This window comes from Stygiolobus sp. CP859M, assembly GCF_037389975.1.
Taxonomy (GTDB): Archaea; Thermoproteota; Thermoprotei_A; order Sulfolobales; family Sulfolobaceae; genus Stygiolobus.
In genome coordinates, this window is record NZ_JBBHKS010000020.1 from 42,599 (window position 1) to 59,031 (window position 16,433).

The following is a 16,433-nucleotide window of genomic DNA, read 5'->3' on the forward strand; positions in this document are numbered from 1 at the left end:
TCTTTTAAGTTATTTCGAACAAATAGCAAATTATGGTCAAAATTTATTTAGGACCGGCTGGAGTTCCATTATCTTCTAAGAAGAGGAGTACCATAGATGGAATAAGAACCGTAAAGGAGTTAGGACTTAATGCTATGGAAGTGGAGTTCGTCCAAGGAGTTAAAATGAAACCAGAGGCAGCGGAGGAAGCAGGAAAAGTAGCGGAGGAGTTAGGAGTGAGGCTGTCAGTTCATGCACCTTACTTTATAAATTTGTGTTCTGATGATAAGGAGAAAGTGAAAGCTTCTAAGGCAAGAATACTAGATACCGCTGATAGAGCTGAGAGGATGAAAGCGGATGCAATTGCTATTCATATAGCGTTCTACGGTAAGATGAGTCCAGAAGAATGCTATCAGCAAGTCAAATCCGAATTGGGAGAAGTAGTAGATACAGCAAGGTCTCAAGGCATCAAGAACGTAAAGTTCGGGGTAGAAACTATGGCAAAAGAGTCCGCCTTCGGAACAATCGACGAGGTAATATCTATATCCAAGGAAGTTAAGGGAGTTATACCTTATATAGATTGGGCTCACACTTTTGCCAGACAAGGTGGGAAGATAGATTATAGTGAAATTATAGACAGACTTCAAAAAGAACTTAATCTAACTCATATAAATTCGCATTTTGAGTCTCTCGTATTTAGGAACGGTAAGTACGTAGATGAGCATTTACCTATTGATACTGAAGCTCCGCCATTCAGGCCCTTAGCTGAGGAACTTCTTAAGAGGGAGAATTTATCCATTACGTTAATTTGTGAAAGCCCAGAACTAGAGAGAGATGCCTTGAAAATGAAAAAAGTATTAGAAGAGTTAGGTTACAAATTTTCGTGATGGCATATCTTTTCGTATCGGATTACGATAGGACGTTAGCAGATGAAAAAGACGGTTTTGTGATAAGGGAGAATCTAGCGGAGTTCATAAACCATTTCTCATCTAAGTATCCCTTTTTTGTAGTTACCGGAAGAGAAAGAAGGTTCATAAGCAAGCTCGCTCCTACTCTAAAGCCCACGGGTTGGGTTCTGGAGAACGGTGCAATAATACTTTATGGTGGAAAAACTTATATTAATGCACCAAAAAATTGGGCTGAAATCAGAAAAGAAATAATTAAAAGATTAGAAGAGAAGGAGATTAAGTATAGTGTAGGAGAGGTAATTGTATATGTTAATAATATTGATAGTTCCTCTCTTGACTTACATCTGGAGGGCGTAAAAGTAGAATGGAATAGAAACGATGCAATGATACTACCTAAGGATGTCGACAAGGGTAGAGGAGTTTTATTTATTAAAAACCTCCTCAACTTTAAAGGCAAGGTCATAGCTTTAGGAGATAGTCAAAATGATATCCCGTTGTTTAGAGTTGCCGATGTAAAAGTCGCCGTAAGTAATGCGTTACCAGAAATTAAGGAGATAGCGGATGTAGTTCTTGATAAACCAAACGGGCAGGGGATAATTGATTTTCTGAGCAAAATTTTATCCGGTGAGATTTTCCTTTAAAAGATAGAGATCGACAGAAAATTTGTGAGATCTTTCTTTGTGCCACGGATAATAAGGCTTTAGATCATATCTTGAGGTGATAACTTCTACAGTATAGTTCTCAGTCTCAGCTATTTTTCTAATTATCTGACTACTTTTAGGGTTAGACTTATGAATGGTGTATACTACTTTACCTATTTCTAGTGCTTTTTTCAAGAATAAGATATCTGCACCTTTGTTAACTACTCCGAATGGCGGGTTCTGAATTACGGTATCTATCTTGCGAGACAATTTTAGATGCGCCACATCAGCTATTATCGGTTCAAAGTCCAACATGTTTTCTCGGAAAAATTCTTTCGCTACGTAAATTGAGTTGTCGTCAATTTCGATGCACAAGCAGTAGGCACCAAGGATAGATGCTCCAGCACAAAGTCTACCGGTACCACAACCTAAATCGGCTACGAGCTTGTTCTTTTTTATATCACCCCTTAAATATGCAGTCCAGAGTAATGTAGATGCGAGGTTAGATGGTGTAAGATATTGTTCTAACTCATAATTAGGATTAGGATGTGGAGGAACTCGTTCTAGAAAAATTTCTAGTTGTTTTTTATTAATTTTAGTGCTTGTAATAGGTTTTTCACCTTGTTAGCCTTTATATCATCATAAAAGTTGTATCTATCTAAGAGTAATGGGTTAATTCCAGCCCTCAAAGCTCCTACGTAGTCTATTTCGTATATGTCTCCTATATGGAAGATGGGGGTTCCGTATTTCTCTTTAGCTATTCTGAAAATTCTCGGGTGGGGCTTCATAATTCCTAGATCACATGATGCGATTATGTCGTCAAGATAATTTATTAGTCCTAAATCATCCACTATCCTATATACGCTACGAGTAGCATTTGTAATCATTATTATTTTATATCCGTCCTTTTTTAGCTCATTAAGAAACGGTTTCACGTCATCAAATAGTTCCCAGTGTCCCGAGAGCAAGGTGAGGTTTTTTAGTTGCTCCAACAAGCATTTTTTAGGTGAGATTTTCAGCTCGTATAATACTTCTCTAAAATTAAGTTCACTTAAACCGCCAAGTACTGGATCTGGAAAATGTTCTCTGCCTAATTGCTTAGATACTGCACGAAAAACTTGTTTCTCCGTCACTTTATATCCTTTCTTAACTAGAAATTCATAGAGCGGTTGATGAAATTTTGGAATAAAACTTACTAACGTTTCTCCCATGTCTACGAAAACGACCTTGCTCATTTTCTATCCCGTCCTCTAACTAGGAATTTGGGAGGTTCAATGTCTTCACTTTTACATCTCGGGCATTTACTTGGTTTCTTTGGCTTTTCCAAGTTGAACGTATACCCGCACCTCCTACACTTTGGTAAGTACACTATTAACTTCATATCCTTTCTCTTAAGGGATTTAGCTATATGTAATAAGTGTTCGTATACTAACTTTTCGCTTTCTATTCCTAATCTCTCTTTAATCTCTTTTGCCGTTAACGGTGAATCTGTGTATTTAAGAAGTATTACTATCTTCTCCCTTGTTGTTAAAAAGTCGAAATCGGTAAACATTACTTAACTAATATTGACTAACTGTGAATATATTTCTTCTACTTTCTTTAATATGTCATTAGGTGTATAATCGTTTGCAAGTGCTAAGGTTGACGCACCTCCAGCTCCCACCCCTTCTTTAACGTAACCGCGTTCGTAGACCTTTAGTCCTTCATACTTTGAGGAGGAAAAGTCCAGCATAGACGCTACAACCGATACTCCCACTTGTTCAGCCAGGTATTTAATGTCTGAAGAAGGATCCTCTACGATCCATCTTGTTGTGGCAATTGTTACATTACTTAACGTCTCTTTACTTAATTCTTTGATTATTGCTGAGGCTGCAGTCATTTGCGTACCACCAGCGAGTATAACTTCCTTCTTAAATCCTATACTCAAACCGGCTACAGCTATCAACATAGGGTCAGACAATTTACTAATCTTTCCTAGAGTATCCGTAGGCAAGTCTCTTAGTGCCTCCATAACTATTTTCCTTTTTAATTCTTTAGGATTTTGGGGAGATGCGGAACTTACCTTATCTAATGCGTCGTATCCTAGTCCCGCTAACACTGCCATAGCCGTGGTTGTTCCTGCAGGGATTGACTCCCCGATAACAAGAAGGTCATAAGACTTTGATAACTCTTCACTTATGATCATACTGTTTTCAAGTATTCTCTGAGCAACCTCTGTCCTTAAAGATCCTTTTCTTATGTCCCCGCCTGGCTCTCCCCCTAAATCAATCACTGGGAGTTTTGGTATCACTCTACTTCCAGCATTCACAACTAATTTAGGTATTTTCAATAATTCAAGTGCTGCTCTCGTTATAATTGCTGGTGTTGGAATACCGTCTGGAGTGACTGGTATAGTATTTATGGATTTACACTTACCCAAAATTAAAAACTCTGCATCAGCTGCTGGAGTAAAGTGGGTGAGTTCGGGTGTCGCCCCAGCTACTGTTATCCCCGGTATTAAGCTCATGTCTGTTGTGGCAATTACTAGGACAAATAGCGTTTTTTTCTTCTTAATGTCTTTTAACTTTCCCACTATTTCCTTTATGTATTGCATAATTGATTTTTTGGTGACTTTTCCGAATTTTAATTTGATGGAGAATTTTTGGATGTACTACAGAGGTATTGAGAAGGGCACTAAAGTTACTTACGATGAGTTTATTTTAGATCACTCACTAAAATCGGAGGTACTAAATTCTATAAAGAATATGTATAACCTAATTAGACAAGAAGTTAATAAAAGGTTTGGAATAGGGGAAAACAGATTAAGTGAGGTTATCTGGGAATTGGCAAAGAGGAAGATTATAAAATCTGAATTAATTCAAGAATATTCGGATGTCTTAGAAGCTATTGAAAAAATAGACATGATAGATGATTTTACTATATACACTATGCTTGTTAGAATTTTGGAAGATTTAGAAGAATTATATTTTTCAGTAATAAAGTTTAAAACTGACTAATTCACAGAACACATGTTCGAGGGAGAATGTCTGCTCAGTCCAACATCATGATCGAAATAAAGAAACTAAAAAGGGAAAAGAACGCTATCATACTCGGACATAATTACATGGATTATGGTGTTCAGTTAGTCTCGGATTTTACGGGTGACTCTTACGACTTAGCAGTGAAGGCTATGAAAGCTAATGCAAGAATGATAGTATTTGCTGGAGTTTATTTTATGGCTGAACAAGCTGCTGCATTGAATCCGGATAAAAAAGTACTATCGCCCGATCCGAATGCTGGTTGTTCGTTGTCAGATTCTCTAGATGTAGATACATTAAAGAAATATAAAGAAATATATCCAGACGCTCCGGTAGTGTTGTATATAAACACGAGTATATACACTAAAGCATTCGCTGACTATATAGTAACTTCCTCTACCGCAGTTAAAGTCGTAAGTAAACTCGACGCTAAGAACATAATTTTCGGTCCAGATGCAAATCTAGCTAACTATGTAGAGCACAAAACCGGTAAGAAATTAATTAAAGTCCCTCCTAACGGAAGATGTATAGTTCATGCAAATTATACCAAGCAGTTAGTATCGATAGCAAGGAAGAAATATCCTAATGCACTTCTTATGGCTCACCCAGAAAGCCCGTTAGAGATTCTTGAAGCAGCTGACTTTGTTGGATCTACTAATCAAATGGTAAAATTCGCTAAGGAAAGCCCTAACAAAGAATTCATTGTAGCTACGGAACTGGGAATGATAAATGCATTAAAAATTCAAGTTCCAGATAAGGTATTTTATCCTTTAGTAACCACTGAAGCTTGCGGATGCGCAAGATGCCCTTACATGGCAATGATAACTTTGGAAAAGATTAAGAGATCCCTAGAAGAAGAAGTTTATGAGGTAAAGGTACCTAAGGATGTTGCTGAGAAAGCTAAAGAGGCTTTCGAAAGAACCATTAAGATTCTCGGAGATAATAAATAATATACTCTATCGCAGATTCTATCTCTTCTAATGTATTGTAGAAATGAGAAGATATTCTTATCCCTTCCCCTCTAGGTGACACGATAATTTTTTTTCTGAGTAAATATTCTGAAGCTTTCCTAGGATTCTTTATCTTGATTACTACTATTCCTGCTTTTTTATTTTCTGGAGTTATAACCTCCAGACCTCTTTCATTAGCTATCTTTATTACGTAGCTAGATAGGTACTGTATTCTTCCAAATATTTCATCTCTGTGTTGGTAAATAATCTCACATGATTTGGCAAGACCTAAATTTGACGCAACATCTATAGTTCCTATCTCGAATCGTCTAGGACCTTTTTCTAGCTCAAACTTTTCTGGGTTAAACTCTAAGAAATTAGATGCACTTTTCCAGCCATAAAACGGTGGATCTTCTAATAGTCCTTCTTTAACATACATGAAGCCTGAACCTTGGGGACTCATTAGCCATTTATACCCACCAGCAACGGCGAAGTCTACATCGAACTTTTTTAAATCTACTTCAGTAGCTCCAGCACTTTGAATTATATCCAATAATACATATGCTCCTACTTGTTTAGCCTCTTTAACTATTCTACTTACATCGACTTTTACACCCGTGCTAAAACTAACGTGACTTAAGCTAATTAGTTTGGTATTTTTATCTACTCTTGAGAGTATATCATCCTCTATTTTTTCCAGGGATACTTTAGCTATTCTTAGCTCGATTTTCTTATTCTTAACTAACTTAAGAAAAGGATAAACTGTTGCTGGAAATTCAACATTATCTGTAACTACGTTTTCACCTTGCTTAAAGGCTAAACCGTGAGCTATTACATTAATCCCATAGGAAGTGTTAGGTATTAAAGAGATTTCCTCACTTTTTGCATTTACTAGTTTACCTATTTTCTCTCTTATGTGATAAAAGTCGTCGGCTTCCTGTTCGTTAACTGCTATCGTCCCCTTAGTCATAACACTTATCAGATATTTGTTAACTTCGAGGTAGACAGAAAGAGGGGTAGGAGATATGGCAGCGTGATTAAGATATATGTAATGTTGAGTTAAAGGAACTTCATTTCTAAAGTCTTCAATAAAGCCCACTCTTCACTACCTCCTTGATCTCGTTCACTACGTCAGGATCTTCGAGTATGGTAGGATCTACCTCCTTTCCGAGTACGAGATCTCTCAATATTCTTCTTACTACTTTACCGCTTTTAGATTTAGGTAGCCTGTTTACCTCTATAACCTTATCTATTACGTAAATAGGACCTAGAGACTTTCTTGTTTTCTCCCTTATTTTTTCTGGGTCTATATTATTTCCCACCACAAATACGATCATTTTCTCTCCTTTCACTTCATCGGGTACCCCGACGACAGCAACCTCTTTAACCCCGTTTACCTCCATTAGAACATTTTCTACTTCTCCAGTTGTGATTCTATGCCCAGCAATTTTTATCATATCATCGCTTCTACCGACGATCTTCACGTACGGATTATTGATTATTGCAATATCTCCAGTATCATGGTACCCGAATCTCGAGAAATAAGAAGCAAATTTCTCGGAGTTGTTTAGTACACCTATGAACTGAGTGGGGAAAGGTGTTTTACAGATTAAGTAACCAGGTTTATCATAAACCGGTTTTCCTTCGTCATCAACAGTCTCTAGCAGTGCCCCAGGGAATGGTACTCCTGCATAACCGGGTTTAGGTTCTACATTTTCTAGGGAGTACGGAATTCCTACTACATAACCAAGTTCGGTCTGTCCATAAACATCAGTGATCCTCTCAGCAAAAGTTTTAGCATACTCCCATGTTTGATCGTCAAAGATTTCCCCTGCAGTAGCTAAGAATTCAACTCTTGGCAATTTTAAGTCGTATTTTCTCAACGTTCTTAGAAGTGTAGGTGATGTAAATAGGACTTTAGGTCTCAATTCATCGATGATTTTTACTAGCCTATTTTTCGGATAATCTGGGGCTCCCTCCATAAACACGAATGTAGAACCGTGGAGCAGAGTTCCGTACATAATTCTTGAAAAAGTGATCCACCCCATATCGGAAGTAGTTAATACTATATCGCCCTGCTTTAGGTCGAACATTAGGTTAAATACAGTATAATCGCCTACCATCCAGGCTCCATGGGGTAATATAATGCCTTTGGGCCTACCAGTAGTCCCTGAAGTATACATTACTTTTAACGGTTCATTACTTTCGATTTTCTCAGCTTCGTTGTCTTTATCGCCTTTTTCAACAAGTTCTTTTATCTCTTGAACTTCATTCTTCTCTCTGAAGATCAAATCTCCCTTAATAAATAAGGGGATTTTGTTTCCTCTGCGGACTGTGTAGTTCGCTGTTATTATATAATCAGGCTGAAAATCATCAAATCTTTTCTTAATAGCCTCTTCTCCTAATCCCGCGAAAATTATCGTGTAAATTCCTCCTACCCACGCCGAAGATAAAACGGATATTATTCCTTGAGGAGTGTTAGGTGTATATATAGCTATCCTAGAGCCTTTTTTAATTCCTTTAGCTCTAAATTCACTGGAGAGCCCCTTAACAGCTCTTTCCAGTTCGTTATATGTAAGCTCTATTTTTTCTCCGTTTTCGCCGTACCAAACTAACGCAGTCCCAGCATGTGAAATCGCATTTAACGCGATATTGGTTTTACCTCCCACAAACCACCTAGCTACGTATTTCTCCTTAGATACTACTGTACTCCACTTGTCAAACCATTTTAACTTTTCAGCGTATTCTTGCCAATACCAATCTGGCTTTTCGAGAGATTTTTGATAAAGGGTAAAGTAGTCCAACTTTTACTCGATCTTAATTTTAGGTATTTTCCATTTATTATCTTTGAACACTTCATAAGGTATACTGAAACCATGAGCAAATGCTAGATCTTTTATTGAAATGATTACTTCCACGTCTTTAATTTTGTTCACGCTAGAGATTACTCTTTCTAGACTTTTCTTATCTGCATGGTATTCTGCTATATAATAACCGTTATCGAGCTGCGCAATTGTCAGTAAGCTAGGATCGTTTACAATTCTTTTAGACTTTACGTCGAGTATATAATTTGTATTGCCTAAAGTATACATGAAGCCGTGTAAAACTTCTTTTATGTGTTTGTAGTGGTAATTTCTCCAGTAAGGTATTGCGGGATTCACTTGGATATCTGTCAATAAGTTTACGTCATATTTATCTAATTTTAGAAGTTCTTTTGACGGGATTGATATATATACTTGTTTTCTATTACATACCCATTCCTTATTTTCAAAATCGTAACAGTTTTCATCATTGATAAATCTAAAGCTTTGAACAGAAAGACTTATAGAACATTTCATGTTAAGTTTATCAAAAACTTTTTCATAGGTTTGTTTCATTTCGTCAAATACTTCATAACTTGTATAAAAAACAAGCATAAATGAATCATCTTCAATATCTCCTCTGAAAAGGTTTGCTAAAGGTCCAGTTATCTGTTTTGCCTTTTCGTAAGGTATAGTCGATTTCTCACACCATATGACAGCTTTCCATAAGCCCAACTTTTCAGAGTTTATAATGGGAAATACAGTCATCTGATGTTCGTAAAATAAGCTAAGAATCGAATAGTAAACATCATTTACAGGTATCCTGGAAAGAGATGAAATTATATGGGGATTTAATCCCACGAGTCTTATGTATTTTATAAGGTCACTTAGCTTCAACTCTTAGTATTGTTTGTTTGATAAATATATAAAATTTTCTTCAAAATGTATTAAAAGATTAGAAGAAATTTGTTTGTTTTATTTTTCTCTAATCTTAACTATTTTATACCCGCAATAGGGACATTCTGTATATTTTTTCTTAAAAATTCTGCCACAAGCCTCACACTTATATACTACTTTTTTCTTGTTCTTCATCTTAAATCCTAACTTTACGGAGTTAAATTCTATATTGAGATACAATAGTACGTTTTGTACGCTTAGATCGTCGGTAAATACTACTGAGGGTCTTAATTCGTGTGCTAGCGCAATCACGCTGATATCCGTTTGTGATAATTCACTTTCCTTTATTTGATGTAAAGTCTTGATGACGTAATCCACTGATTCTTTAGAAGGAGATTGTATAATTATTTTTCCTGAATTAATAGATAAATTCAATAAATTTACTGAATTTGAATCTCTTACTTCTTCTATTACGTCAGGTGTTGTATAAACTAAGGGAAATAAGTTCTCAAGTCCAGCCAGAAAACCCGCTGTATCGAATATTATCCTTTTCATTACAAGTAACCTAAGTCAATTCTTTTATAGAAACGTAGAATTTTAGCTTTTCTTTCATGTTCGGTAATTATAGCCTCCTCATCTTCCCCACTCCTTAAATACCCTACTACTTCACCATCTACTATTATTTTAGCTATTTGAGGGCGTCCTTTATCTTCTAACTTAATAGTGACTTTCTCCTTCATAGGGATAATGATATTATGCATATCTGGAACTATACAGTTCATAAAAGTAATTTCAATACCGTTCACACCTTTATGAAGTAGAGTTCTTGTAGCTGAATAACTCCAAGCCCAGCTTCCTTGAGGAGTAGAAACCAATACACCGTCTCCTTCAAATATGATTTTCTTTTCTCCCACACTGACACTGCCTAGAATAGTCTCAGGGTTATCAAATAATATAGCTACTTCGTTGAATGCCACGGCTCTAGTCTGTTTGGTCCTCAAGTTTAACATCTCATACTCATCTACTATATAATCACCGTTTTTTAGCCTAGTCAAAACATCTTTTACGTTTTCTGGATTTATATCTAATAAGGCTGATCTTCTACCGAACTTGATTCCTATAACTGGGGAGTTTAATTTGACAGCTTTAAGTAGTGTACCATCACCGCCTATTACAACCACAAGATCGTGGTTATTACCTTCGGTTATTTTAAATCCCATTTCTTCTGCTAATTTCTTAACTTTTTCACTAAATTCAATAGCATCTGGCGAGTTTTTTGTAAGTATTTTGAGTAACATCAACGTTAGTTATGATACTCCTTTAAGATAATAACATTTACCGTGAAGACTTTACTTTCGTTAATTAGCTCGACTTCACCATCGTAATTTATTAACCTAACCTTGTAAATCTTTTGTTTTATTCCCTTATATTTTACACTTATCCAGCTGTTTACTCCGGTCGTCATTATTGTGGTCTTACCATGAAGTCTTATTGTTACACGTTCTCCAGGCTTGAGTGTGATGGTTGTCTTCTCATGATTCTCGCCTACATATTCAATTGCCGCTATCATAATTTTTCTATAATAGTAGAACCATCCGCGCATTAATAGGATAAATCCTAAAGATAAAGCTAATAAGAGAAGTCCCAGTAACAGATACATATTAATCTCTCATTATAAATCTGTGTAAAGGTTTAAATAGTATAAACAAAATGAAAAAACGGGGATTTAATTTTGGCAGAATTTGACATGGTAGTTATTGGCGGAGGCCCAGTAGGTCTATATGCTACTTTTTATGCAGGATTAAGGGATATGAAGGTTGCTCTTATAGATGCACAAGATGAGTTAGGGGGACAGCTTGTCACTCTATATCCTGAAAAGATGGTTTATGATGTTGGAGGTTTTCCTGGTATATTAGCATACGATTTAGCTCAAAATCTAATCGAACAAGCTAAGATGTTCTCTCCAGAAGTAAGAGTAAAAGAGTGGGCTGACACTCTTCAGAGGGCTAACGATAATATGTGGATAGTAAAGACTGACAAAGGGACGGAATTTAAGACAAAAACAGTGTTAATTGCAGCTGGAATTGGAAAAATAACCCCCACTAGGCTAGGTGCTAAGGGTGAGGTAGAATACGAGAATAAAGGAGTTTATTACACTGTTAGGAGGAAGAAGGACTTTGAGGGTAAGAGAGTACTGATTGTAGGAGGTGGAGACTCGGCGGTTGATTGGGCCTTAACCCTAGCACCTATGGCTAAGTCCGTGACGTTAATTCACAGGAGAGATCAGTTTAGGGCTCACGAAAGGAGCGTAAAGCAGCTATATCAAGTCGCCACAGTCTATACTTGGCACGAGTTAAAGGAAGTTCAAGGCGACGGTAATAAGGTTACTCACGCTGTAATTTTTGACAACAGAACAAAGGAGGAGAAAGTGTTAGATGTAGACGCTGTCATTATTAGCATAGGACACAAAGGAGACTTAGGTAACATGCTAAAGTGGGGACTTAATATGAAAGGAAGGGATATAATAACTAACGCAAAGATGGAAACCAATTTGCCTGGAGTATATGCTGCGGGTGATATCGCGAGCCAAGAAGGTGCACCAAAGCTGGCTCTAATTGCAGTTGGTTTCGGACAAGCTGCTATAGCTGTAAGCGTAGCTAAAAAGTACGTGGATCCAAATGCGTCATTATTTGCGGGACATAGCTCTGAGATGGATAAGTTTAAGAAGTAATTTCCTATTTCTCCCTTTGTTTGTAACTCTACTTTTTTAGCTTTCTTCTTCTTTAATCAATTTTAGTCTTGACAAGCAAAAGGACTACCCCTAAACTGAACGAGATTATAAAAGGAGTCAGAAGTTACTACATAATCGGAGACATCGCACTAGTCTCTCCAAAAGAAGAAGTTAACAAAGAGGAATTAGCCAAAGCGTTGATGAAGATAAACCCTCGTATAAAATCAGTTTTTATTCGTAAGAAAGTCACGGGAGAATTGAGAGTTAATGAACTAGTATTCGCTGGTGGTGAGTACAAGACTACTACTGTTTACAAGGAGAGTGGTCTTAGATTCATAGTTGATATTTCAAAAGTTTATGTTAACGTGTCTTTATCTTCCGAAAGAGACAAACTCGAAAAAGAAGTAGAGTGTAAAAAGGTATTAGCGGATCTGTTTACAAGTTATGGTGCAATAGCTATACATTTAGCTAGGAAATGCAACTACGTAATTGCTGGAGACTTAAATATCGATGGTCTGTATCTTTTGAAGGAGTCTTTAAACCTCAACAAATTAAAGGGGAACATAGATATAGTGCAATACGACGCTCATTACTTACCCTTTAGGGATAAGAGCGTAGATATAGGAGTTGCTGATAATCCTACTATGATTGAATCCTTTAAGAGCGAAGTGTGTAGAGTATGTAAGGAGGCAATTTTTTACATTTTATGTAAGTCTAAGGACGAAGCTACTCAAAAACTAGGTGAAGCTGATTGGGTAAGAGTTAACGATTATTCTAAGGATCTCTTCATTTTTAAGGGGAGAGTTAGATGTGATAATGAAAAGAGTTAGGTCTGAACCCTGTTGTAATTTCTTAATTATTCTTCTGTCTATGTCTTTCGCAGATTTGTCAGCGTTTAACATAATTGTACTGTCTGAGATGAAGGTAGATTTCCTGATTATTATTTTATTAGGATTGGTTAGTTGCAACTGACTTGACCCTCTACCCGAAACAATGTCGTATATTCCATTTACGACAATAACGGCATATATATAACTAGTATCCCTCCTAATCTCGTCCTTGACCCTTTCGTCGAGTTGAGAAGCTCCCTTGTCTGCGTTTATTCCTATTATGCAATCTCCCCTAGGGGTTAGAAAGCTATCTTTAGTAACTTCTAAAGTAGTTTTGTGGGTAGCTTTAACGTTATAATGTCCTTTAGCCTTAATTGCGTCAATCATTTTTCTTAGCTAGTATAAATGTATAACCTCTTATTTCTATCAGCTTTGCGTTAGCCTTCTCAGCTATTAATCTAGCAAATTCTCTTCTGTCTTCTACTTCTATTCCTATTTTCACTTTTACTACTTTGTGTTCATCTAGCCTTCGTTTTATTTCTTTAACCACTTCTTCAGTAACTCCTTTCTTTCCTATTCTAACATCGGCGTGGCTAGCTTTAGCTTCCTTTATCAGTCTTTTTAATGGGGTATCTTCTGACCCAACCACAGTATATACATGTTCTAACTATAACTTTATTTTTTATCCTCCTACGCTCTGTTAGTCCCGGAATTAAAGGCACGAAACACTTTCTACAAATTTTTCTCTTGTAGATTAATGGAAGCTTAAATCTGAATTTACTTGAATATGTTAATGCCAATCGTACATATCTTCTCGCTAGTTCTATATCTCCTTCTTTTACAATTTGCTCAGCCATGTCAATAAGTTCTAAAGCTCTCTTCCTATGTTCTTTTACTACTTTTATTTTCATCAACATTGATCTTCATTTGTGAGTAAAATTAATCTCATCTTATTGGACTCTTCCCTTGAACTGATACCAAGAGACATCTTATCTCATCCAGCAGTCATAGTAAACGCTAAGAAAAGAGGAAAGGATCCGCGTTACATGATCTTAGACAAATCACTTCATTACAGTGCAATGGCTAAGCTTAAGGACAAAGAGAAAAGGGGTAGACCGGACATTGTTCACTTATCGCTGCTGAATTTCTTGTATTTAGAGGACGAGATAAAAGGTGAAGTCTTCGTACACACAATAGACGGGAAAATAATCAGTGTGAGAAATGATACTAGAATACCTAAGAACTACGAAAGGTTCGTGAGCTTAGTGGAACAGTTGCTAAGATATGGTAAAGTTCCGGTAGATTCGGATAAGCCTTTTATGGAGATTACAAGTGAGAGTTTAGGTTCTCTAAAAAAGAAGTATAAGCTAGCAGTCCTCTCTGAAAACGGAGAAAAAGTATCTTTAAAGAAGATTTGCGAGCTAGGTGAAAATTGGTTGATAGGTGTTGGAGCGTTTCCTCATGGAGACTTCTCCGAAGAAGTAAAGGTAAATGCAGATGTTTTTTACTCAATTAGTGATAGAGTTTTAGAAGCGCATCAGGTAATATGTAGACTATCATCTGCTTGTCTCTTATTTCTTGGATTCCTTAGAATTTGAAGCATCGAGTATTTTAGCTTTAACTAAGATTATTCCGCCTGGTGTAGGGTTCAAGGATATTACCTCAAATCCATACTCTTCAAGAATCTTCTTAAGGATTATTGAGGCACAAGTAGTAGATTCCAGCCCGAAACCTGTGCCCGTTATTCTAATATCAATTGTTTCACCATTTTGTTTTATTGCAATGTCCTTTACGGGAATAAGTTCTTTAATTTTTTCATAAAGCTCAACTAGATCGGATAGGTTGCTAGCTTTAGTCTTTAGGTAGGATGCTAACTGGATTCCAGTTATCTCACATACCTCTGATGCCTTATTTTTATCATATTCGTAGGCTAGCTTAACTATATTTTCCAAGTACCATACCGTAACTGGGACTATTTCTAAGTCTTTTACGGTCTTGTAGTACTCGACTAAAGAGTTTAAAGTCTCAGAATCTCCTCCCTCTTTTAAGATCTCTAGGATCGCTCTCAGAGCCAAGTTAGTGATAGCATACATTGTATAGCCTTTCTTTTTAACCTCTTGTTCTAACTCCTCTATTAACTCAGCATCTGCAGCTAGGTTCGCCCTTGGCAACTAATTATCACAATAATTTAATTTTAAAAAGTGTGTTAAATAGCTTATCTTTATATAATTTTATTAAGAATGCGGCGTGAATAATGCTATATCCATTAGTACAAACAATATAAGCAAAATTACAAAACCACCTAAATACCAGTTATCGTATTTAAATAGAGCTTTTATCAAATCACTGAAAGAATTAATTTCTACCTCTTCTTTTTTACTCTCAGCCATAAGCGATCCCAATATTACATTTAACTTTTAACTAATAAATTTTAGTTAAATGAAGAGAAGGAAGTCTAATTAACAGTGTTTTAATTTAATAAAGTCTCATTATTGTATAAATATCTCATTTTTAAGTTTTTAATAAACTATTACTAAGTTGTAAGGTCCATTATAAGTGGAAGAAAGATTGTTCATCGTCACTGTTATTATGTCCAGTCCTAAGTCCCTAAATATCTTGTGAAGTTCATCAGATTTCGATTTTTCTTTAATAAGAACTTTTCTATCATTAACTAGAAATGACATATCTTCATTTTCTGCAATTATTATATTTTTGTAGTATAATTTAAGGAAGCTTTTTAGGTCGGTCGTATACTTGAAATGGTAATTGTTTCCGGTAAACTCATAAACATCAACTCTGCTCTTTTCAAAAATCTTTTTGTTTATTATGACACTATCTTTTTCTAGAAATCTAATGAAATTAAATATAGGTAATTTGTCACTATTATTATCAAGGTATACTTCACCTAAAGTTGTGTATCTTAGTTTGAATAGTTTGGAAAGACCCTCTACGTTAGTTGAACCTCCTATTTGAGCTATAAGTAAATTATTTAGTTTATCTATGATTATATCATCAAAATTTAGTAAAGATGGCGGATAATCAGCCATTAGTGGTTCTCGGTTTATTTCCTTTTTTAAAGAATAATACAAAAATTTTATCTCAAACTTACTAGTAGAAATAGATGGAAATCCTATCACTGGAATTTTATCTATTAACGCGTATCTATGTAACCACATTAATTCTCCTCTTATTTTTTCAGAGAATACCCTAAGCTTAGGTACTTTTCTGTTCTCGTTCTCTGATATAATTACAGTGGGATTAAGAATGAAAAGGTTGCATAAATCTTCCCTGTCCAAAGACAGTATTGATTTCTCTAATTTCTTTTCCTCGATTTTTCCTTCTCCAATTGTAGGTATTGACGTATAAACTAACTCGACTAGTTTTTCCCTTTCTACGATATCACAAACGTCTTTTACCTCTCCTAACTCTTTTAGTTTTTCTAAGAAATTTTCGTATTCTAACTTAGCTCTTACAGGGTTAACAAAGTCTTCCAATCCAAAGTCGAAAGGATTTAATGACACTAGTTCCCATCTTCTAGGGTTAAAAACTAAAAATCTCATTATTGGTGATTATCTTATTAGATAAACGCATATAAAACTAATTCCTATTATTATAGACAGTGATGTTTGCTCATGCTCACTTAATTCGACAAATGAGGGTCTTTGGCGATAATTATGAT

General features: G+C 35.9%; 23 protein-coding genes. 7 read left to right on the forward strand and 16 right to left on the reverse strand.

Annotated elements, in window-relative coordinates; genetic code table 11:
- The first annotated feature begins 32 nt into the window (after window positions 1-32).
- Complete coding sequence (locus WIW72_RS09585) at window positions 33-866, forward strand: deoxyribonuclease IV (RefSeq protein WP_337700885.1); 834 nt, start codon at window positions 33-35, stop codon at window positions 864-866.
- Window positions 866-1,528, forward strand: a complete 663-nt coding sequence (locus WIW72_RS09590; RefSeq protein ID WP_337700884.1) for a phosphoglycolate phosphatase — start codon at window positions 866-868, stop codon at window positions 1,526-1,528. Before WIW72_RS09585 ends, WIW72_RS09590 begins: the two co-directional genes overlap by 1 nt.
- Here the strand turns inward: WIW72_RS09590 and WIW72_RS09595 are convergent.
- Genes WIW72_RS09595 through cobT form a run of 4 tightly spaced genes read right to left on the reverse strand, consistent with a single transcriptional unit; the run spans window position 1,505 to window position 4,121 of the window.
- Window positions 1,505-2,137, reverse strand: a complete 633-nt coding sequence (locus WIW72_RS09595; RefSeq protein WP_337709401.1) for an METTL5 family protein — start codon at window positions 2,135-2,137, stop codon at window positions 1,505-1,507. The genes WIW72_RS09590 and WIW72_RS09595 overlap by 24 nt on opposite strands.
- Window positions 2,104-2,763, reverse strand: a complete 660-nt coding sequence (locus WIW72_RS09600; RefSeq protein WP_337700882.1) for an HAD family hydrolase — start codon at window positions 2,761-2,763, stop codon at window positions 2,104-2,106. Before WIW72_RS09600 ends, WIW72_RS09595 begins: the two co-directional genes overlap by 34 nt.
- Window positions 2,760-3,080 (reverse strand): transcriptional regulator, encoded by a 321-nt coding sequence (locus WIW72_RS09605; protein WP_337700880.1) that lies wholly within the window; start codon window positions 3,078-3,080, stop codon window positions 2,760-2,762. Before WIW72_RS09605 ends, WIW72_RS09600 begins: the two co-directional genes overlap by 4 nt.
- A gap of 3 nt (window positions 3,081-3,083) precedes the next feature.
- A complete protein-coding gene (gene cobT / locus WIW72_RS09610) occupies window positions 3,084-4,121 on the reverse strand; it encodes a nicotinate mononucleotide-dependent phosphoribosyltransferase CobT (protein ID WP_337700878.1) in 1,038 nt (345 codons plus the stop codon).
- Window positions 4,122-4,173: 52 nt separating this feature from the next.
- On the opposite strand from cobT, the gene WIW72_RS09615 reads away from it, so the two are divergent.
- Together WIW72_RS09615 and nadA are read left to right on the forward strand one after the other, a co-directional pair.
- On the forward strand, window positions 4,174-4,524 hold the full coding sequence (locus WIW72_RS09615; RefSeq protein ID WP_337700876.1) for a hypothetical protein: 351 nt from the start codon (window positions 4,174-4,176) through the stop codon (window positions 4,522-4,524).
- A 26-nt stretch (window positions 4,525-4,550) separates the two neighbouring features.
- Complete coding sequence (gene nadA / locus WIW72_RS09620) at window positions 4,551-5,495, forward strand: quinolinate synthase NadA (RefSeq protein ID WP_337700873.1); 945 nt, start codon at window positions 4,551-4,553, stop codon at window positions 5,493-5,495.
- On the opposite strand, the gene WIW72_RS09625 is transcribed toward nadA, so the two are convergent.
- The 6 genes from WIW72_RS09625 to WIW72_RS09650 all read right to left on the reverse strand — a co-directional run bounded on the left by WIW72_RS09625 (window position 5,470) and on the right by WIW72_RS09650 (window position 10,853).
- Window positions 5,470-6,594: an aminotransferase class V-fold PLP-dependent enzyme gene (locus WIW72_RS09625; RefSeq protein WP_337721423.1), complete on the reverse strand. Its 1,125-nt coding sequence runs from the start codon at window positions 6,592-6,594 to the stop codon at window positions 5,470-5,472. The genes nadA and WIW72_RS09625 overlap by 26 nt on opposite strands.
- Window positions 6,581-8,299, reverse strand: coding sequence for an AMP-binding protein (locus WIW72_RS09630; RefSeq protein WP_337700869.1), 1,719 nt, complete (start codon window positions 8,297-8,299; stop codon window positions 6,581-6,583). Before WIW72_RS09630 ends, WIW72_RS09625 begins: the two co-directional genes overlap by 14 nt.
- A gap of 3 nt (window positions 8,300-8,302) precedes the next feature.
- Window positions 8,303-9,193 carry a hypothetical protein gene (locus WIW72_RS09635; protein ID WP_337700867.1) on the reverse strand — a complete coding sequence of 297 codons (891 nt, stop codon included), beginning with the start codon at window positions 9,191-9,193 and terminating at the stop codon, window positions 8,303-8,305.
- A gap of 78 nt (window positions 9,194-9,271) precedes the next feature.
- A complete protein-coding gene (locus tag WIW72_RS09640) occupies window positions 9,272-9,748 on the reverse strand; it encodes an NOB1 family endonuclease (protein WP_337700865.1) in 477 nt (158 codons plus the stop codon).
- Window positions 9,748-10,491, reverse strand: a complete 744-nt coding sequence (locus tag WIW72_RS09645; RefSeq protein ID WP_337700863.1) for an NAD(+)/NADH kinase — start codon at window positions 10,489-10,491, stop codon at window positions 9,748-9,750. Before WIW72_RS09645 ends, WIW72_RS09640 begins: the two co-directional genes overlap by 1 nt.
- A gap of 5 nt (window positions 10,492-10,496) precedes the next feature.
- The gene (locus tag WIW72_RS09650; protein WP_337700861.1) at window positions 10,497-10,853 is read right to left on the reverse strand and encodes a hypothetical protein; all 357 of its coding nucleotides are present in this window, start codon (window positions 10,851-10,853) and stop codon (window positions 10,497-10,499) included.
- 87 nt (window positions 10,854-10,940) lie between these two features.
- On the opposite strand from WIW72_RS09650, the gene WIW72_RS09655 reads away from it, so the two are divergent.
- Window positions 10,941-11,924: an NAD(P)/FAD-dependent oxidoreductase gene (locus WIW72_RS09655; protein WP_443294976.1), complete on the forward strand. Its 984-nt coding sequence runs from the start codon at window positions 10,941-10,943 to the stop codon at window positions 11,922-11,924.
- A 68-nt stretch (window positions 11,925-11,992) separates the two neighbouring features.
- Window positions 11,993-12,754 carry a methyltransferase domain-containing protein gene (locus WIW72_RS09660; protein WP_337700856.1) on the forward strand — a complete coding sequence of 254 codons (762 nt, stop codon included), beginning with the start codon at window positions 11,993-11,995 and terminating at the stop codon, window positions 12,752-12,754.
- On the opposite strand, the gene WIW72_RS09665 is transcribed toward WIW72_RS09660, so the two are convergent.
- The 3 genes from WIW72_RS09665 to WIW72_RS09675 are packed head-to-tail and all read right to left on the reverse strand — an operon-like array spanning window position 12,662 to window position 13,665.
- Entirely contained in the window at window positions 12,662-13,141 is a 480-nt protein-coding gene (locus WIW72_RS09665; RefSeq protein WP_337700854.1) for a DUF371 domain-containing protein, read from the reverse strand. The genes WIW72_RS09660 and WIW72_RS09665 overlap by 93 nt on opposite strands.
- Window positions 13,134-13,403: a YhbY family RNA-binding protein gene (locus WIW72_RS09670; RefSeq protein ID WP_337700851.1), complete on the reverse strand. Its 270-nt coding sequence runs from the start codon at window positions 13,401-13,403 to the stop codon at window positions 13,134-13,136. The genes WIW72_RS09665 and WIW72_RS09670 overlap by 8 nt, the downstream gene beginning before the upstream one ends.
- Entirely contained in the window at window positions 13,354-13,665 is a 312-nt protein-coding gene (locus WIW72_RS09675) for a ribonuclease P protein component 4 (protein WP_337700849.1), read from the reverse strand. The genes WIW72_RS09670 and WIW72_RS09675 overlap by 50 nt, the downstream gene beginning before the upstream one ends.
- A gap of 27 nt (window positions 13,666-13,692) precedes the next feature.
- Here WIW72_RS09675 and WIW72_RS09680 point away from each other — a divergent pair, with 27 nt between their 5' ends.
- A complete protein-coding gene (locus tag WIW72_RS09680) occupies window positions 13,693-14,352 on the forward strand; it encodes a 16S rRNA methyltransferase (protein ID WP_337700956.1) in 660 nt (219 codons plus the stop codon).
- Here WIW72_RS09680 and WIW72_RS09685 read toward each other — a convergent pair.
- The 3 genes from WIW72_RS09685 to WIW72_RS09695 form a co-directional block, all read right to left on the reverse strand.
- The gene (locus tag WIW72_RS09685) at window positions 14,326-14,925 is read right to left on the reverse strand and encodes a hypothetical protein (RefSeq protein WP_337700847.1); all 600 of its coding nucleotides are present in this window, start codon (window positions 14,923-14,925) and stop codon (window positions 14,326-14,328) included. The genes WIW72_RS09680 and WIW72_RS09685 overlap by 27 nt on opposite strands.
- 63 nt (window positions 14,926-14,988) lie before the next feature.
- Window positions 14,989-15,144 (reverse strand): hypothetical protein, encoded by a 156-nt coding sequence (locus WIW72_RS09690; protein WP_196770238.1) that lies wholly within the window; start codon window positions 15,142-15,144, stop codon window positions 14,989-14,991.
- A gap of 129 nt (window positions 15,145-15,273) precedes the next feature.
- The gene (locus tag WIW72_RS09695) at window positions 15,274-16,314 is read right to left on the reverse strand and encodes a hypothetical protein (protein WP_337700845.1); all 1,041 of its coding nucleotides are present in this window, start codon (window positions 16,312-16,314) and stop codon (window positions 15,274-15,276) included.
- Window positions 16,315-16,433 lie beyond the last annotated feature (119 nt).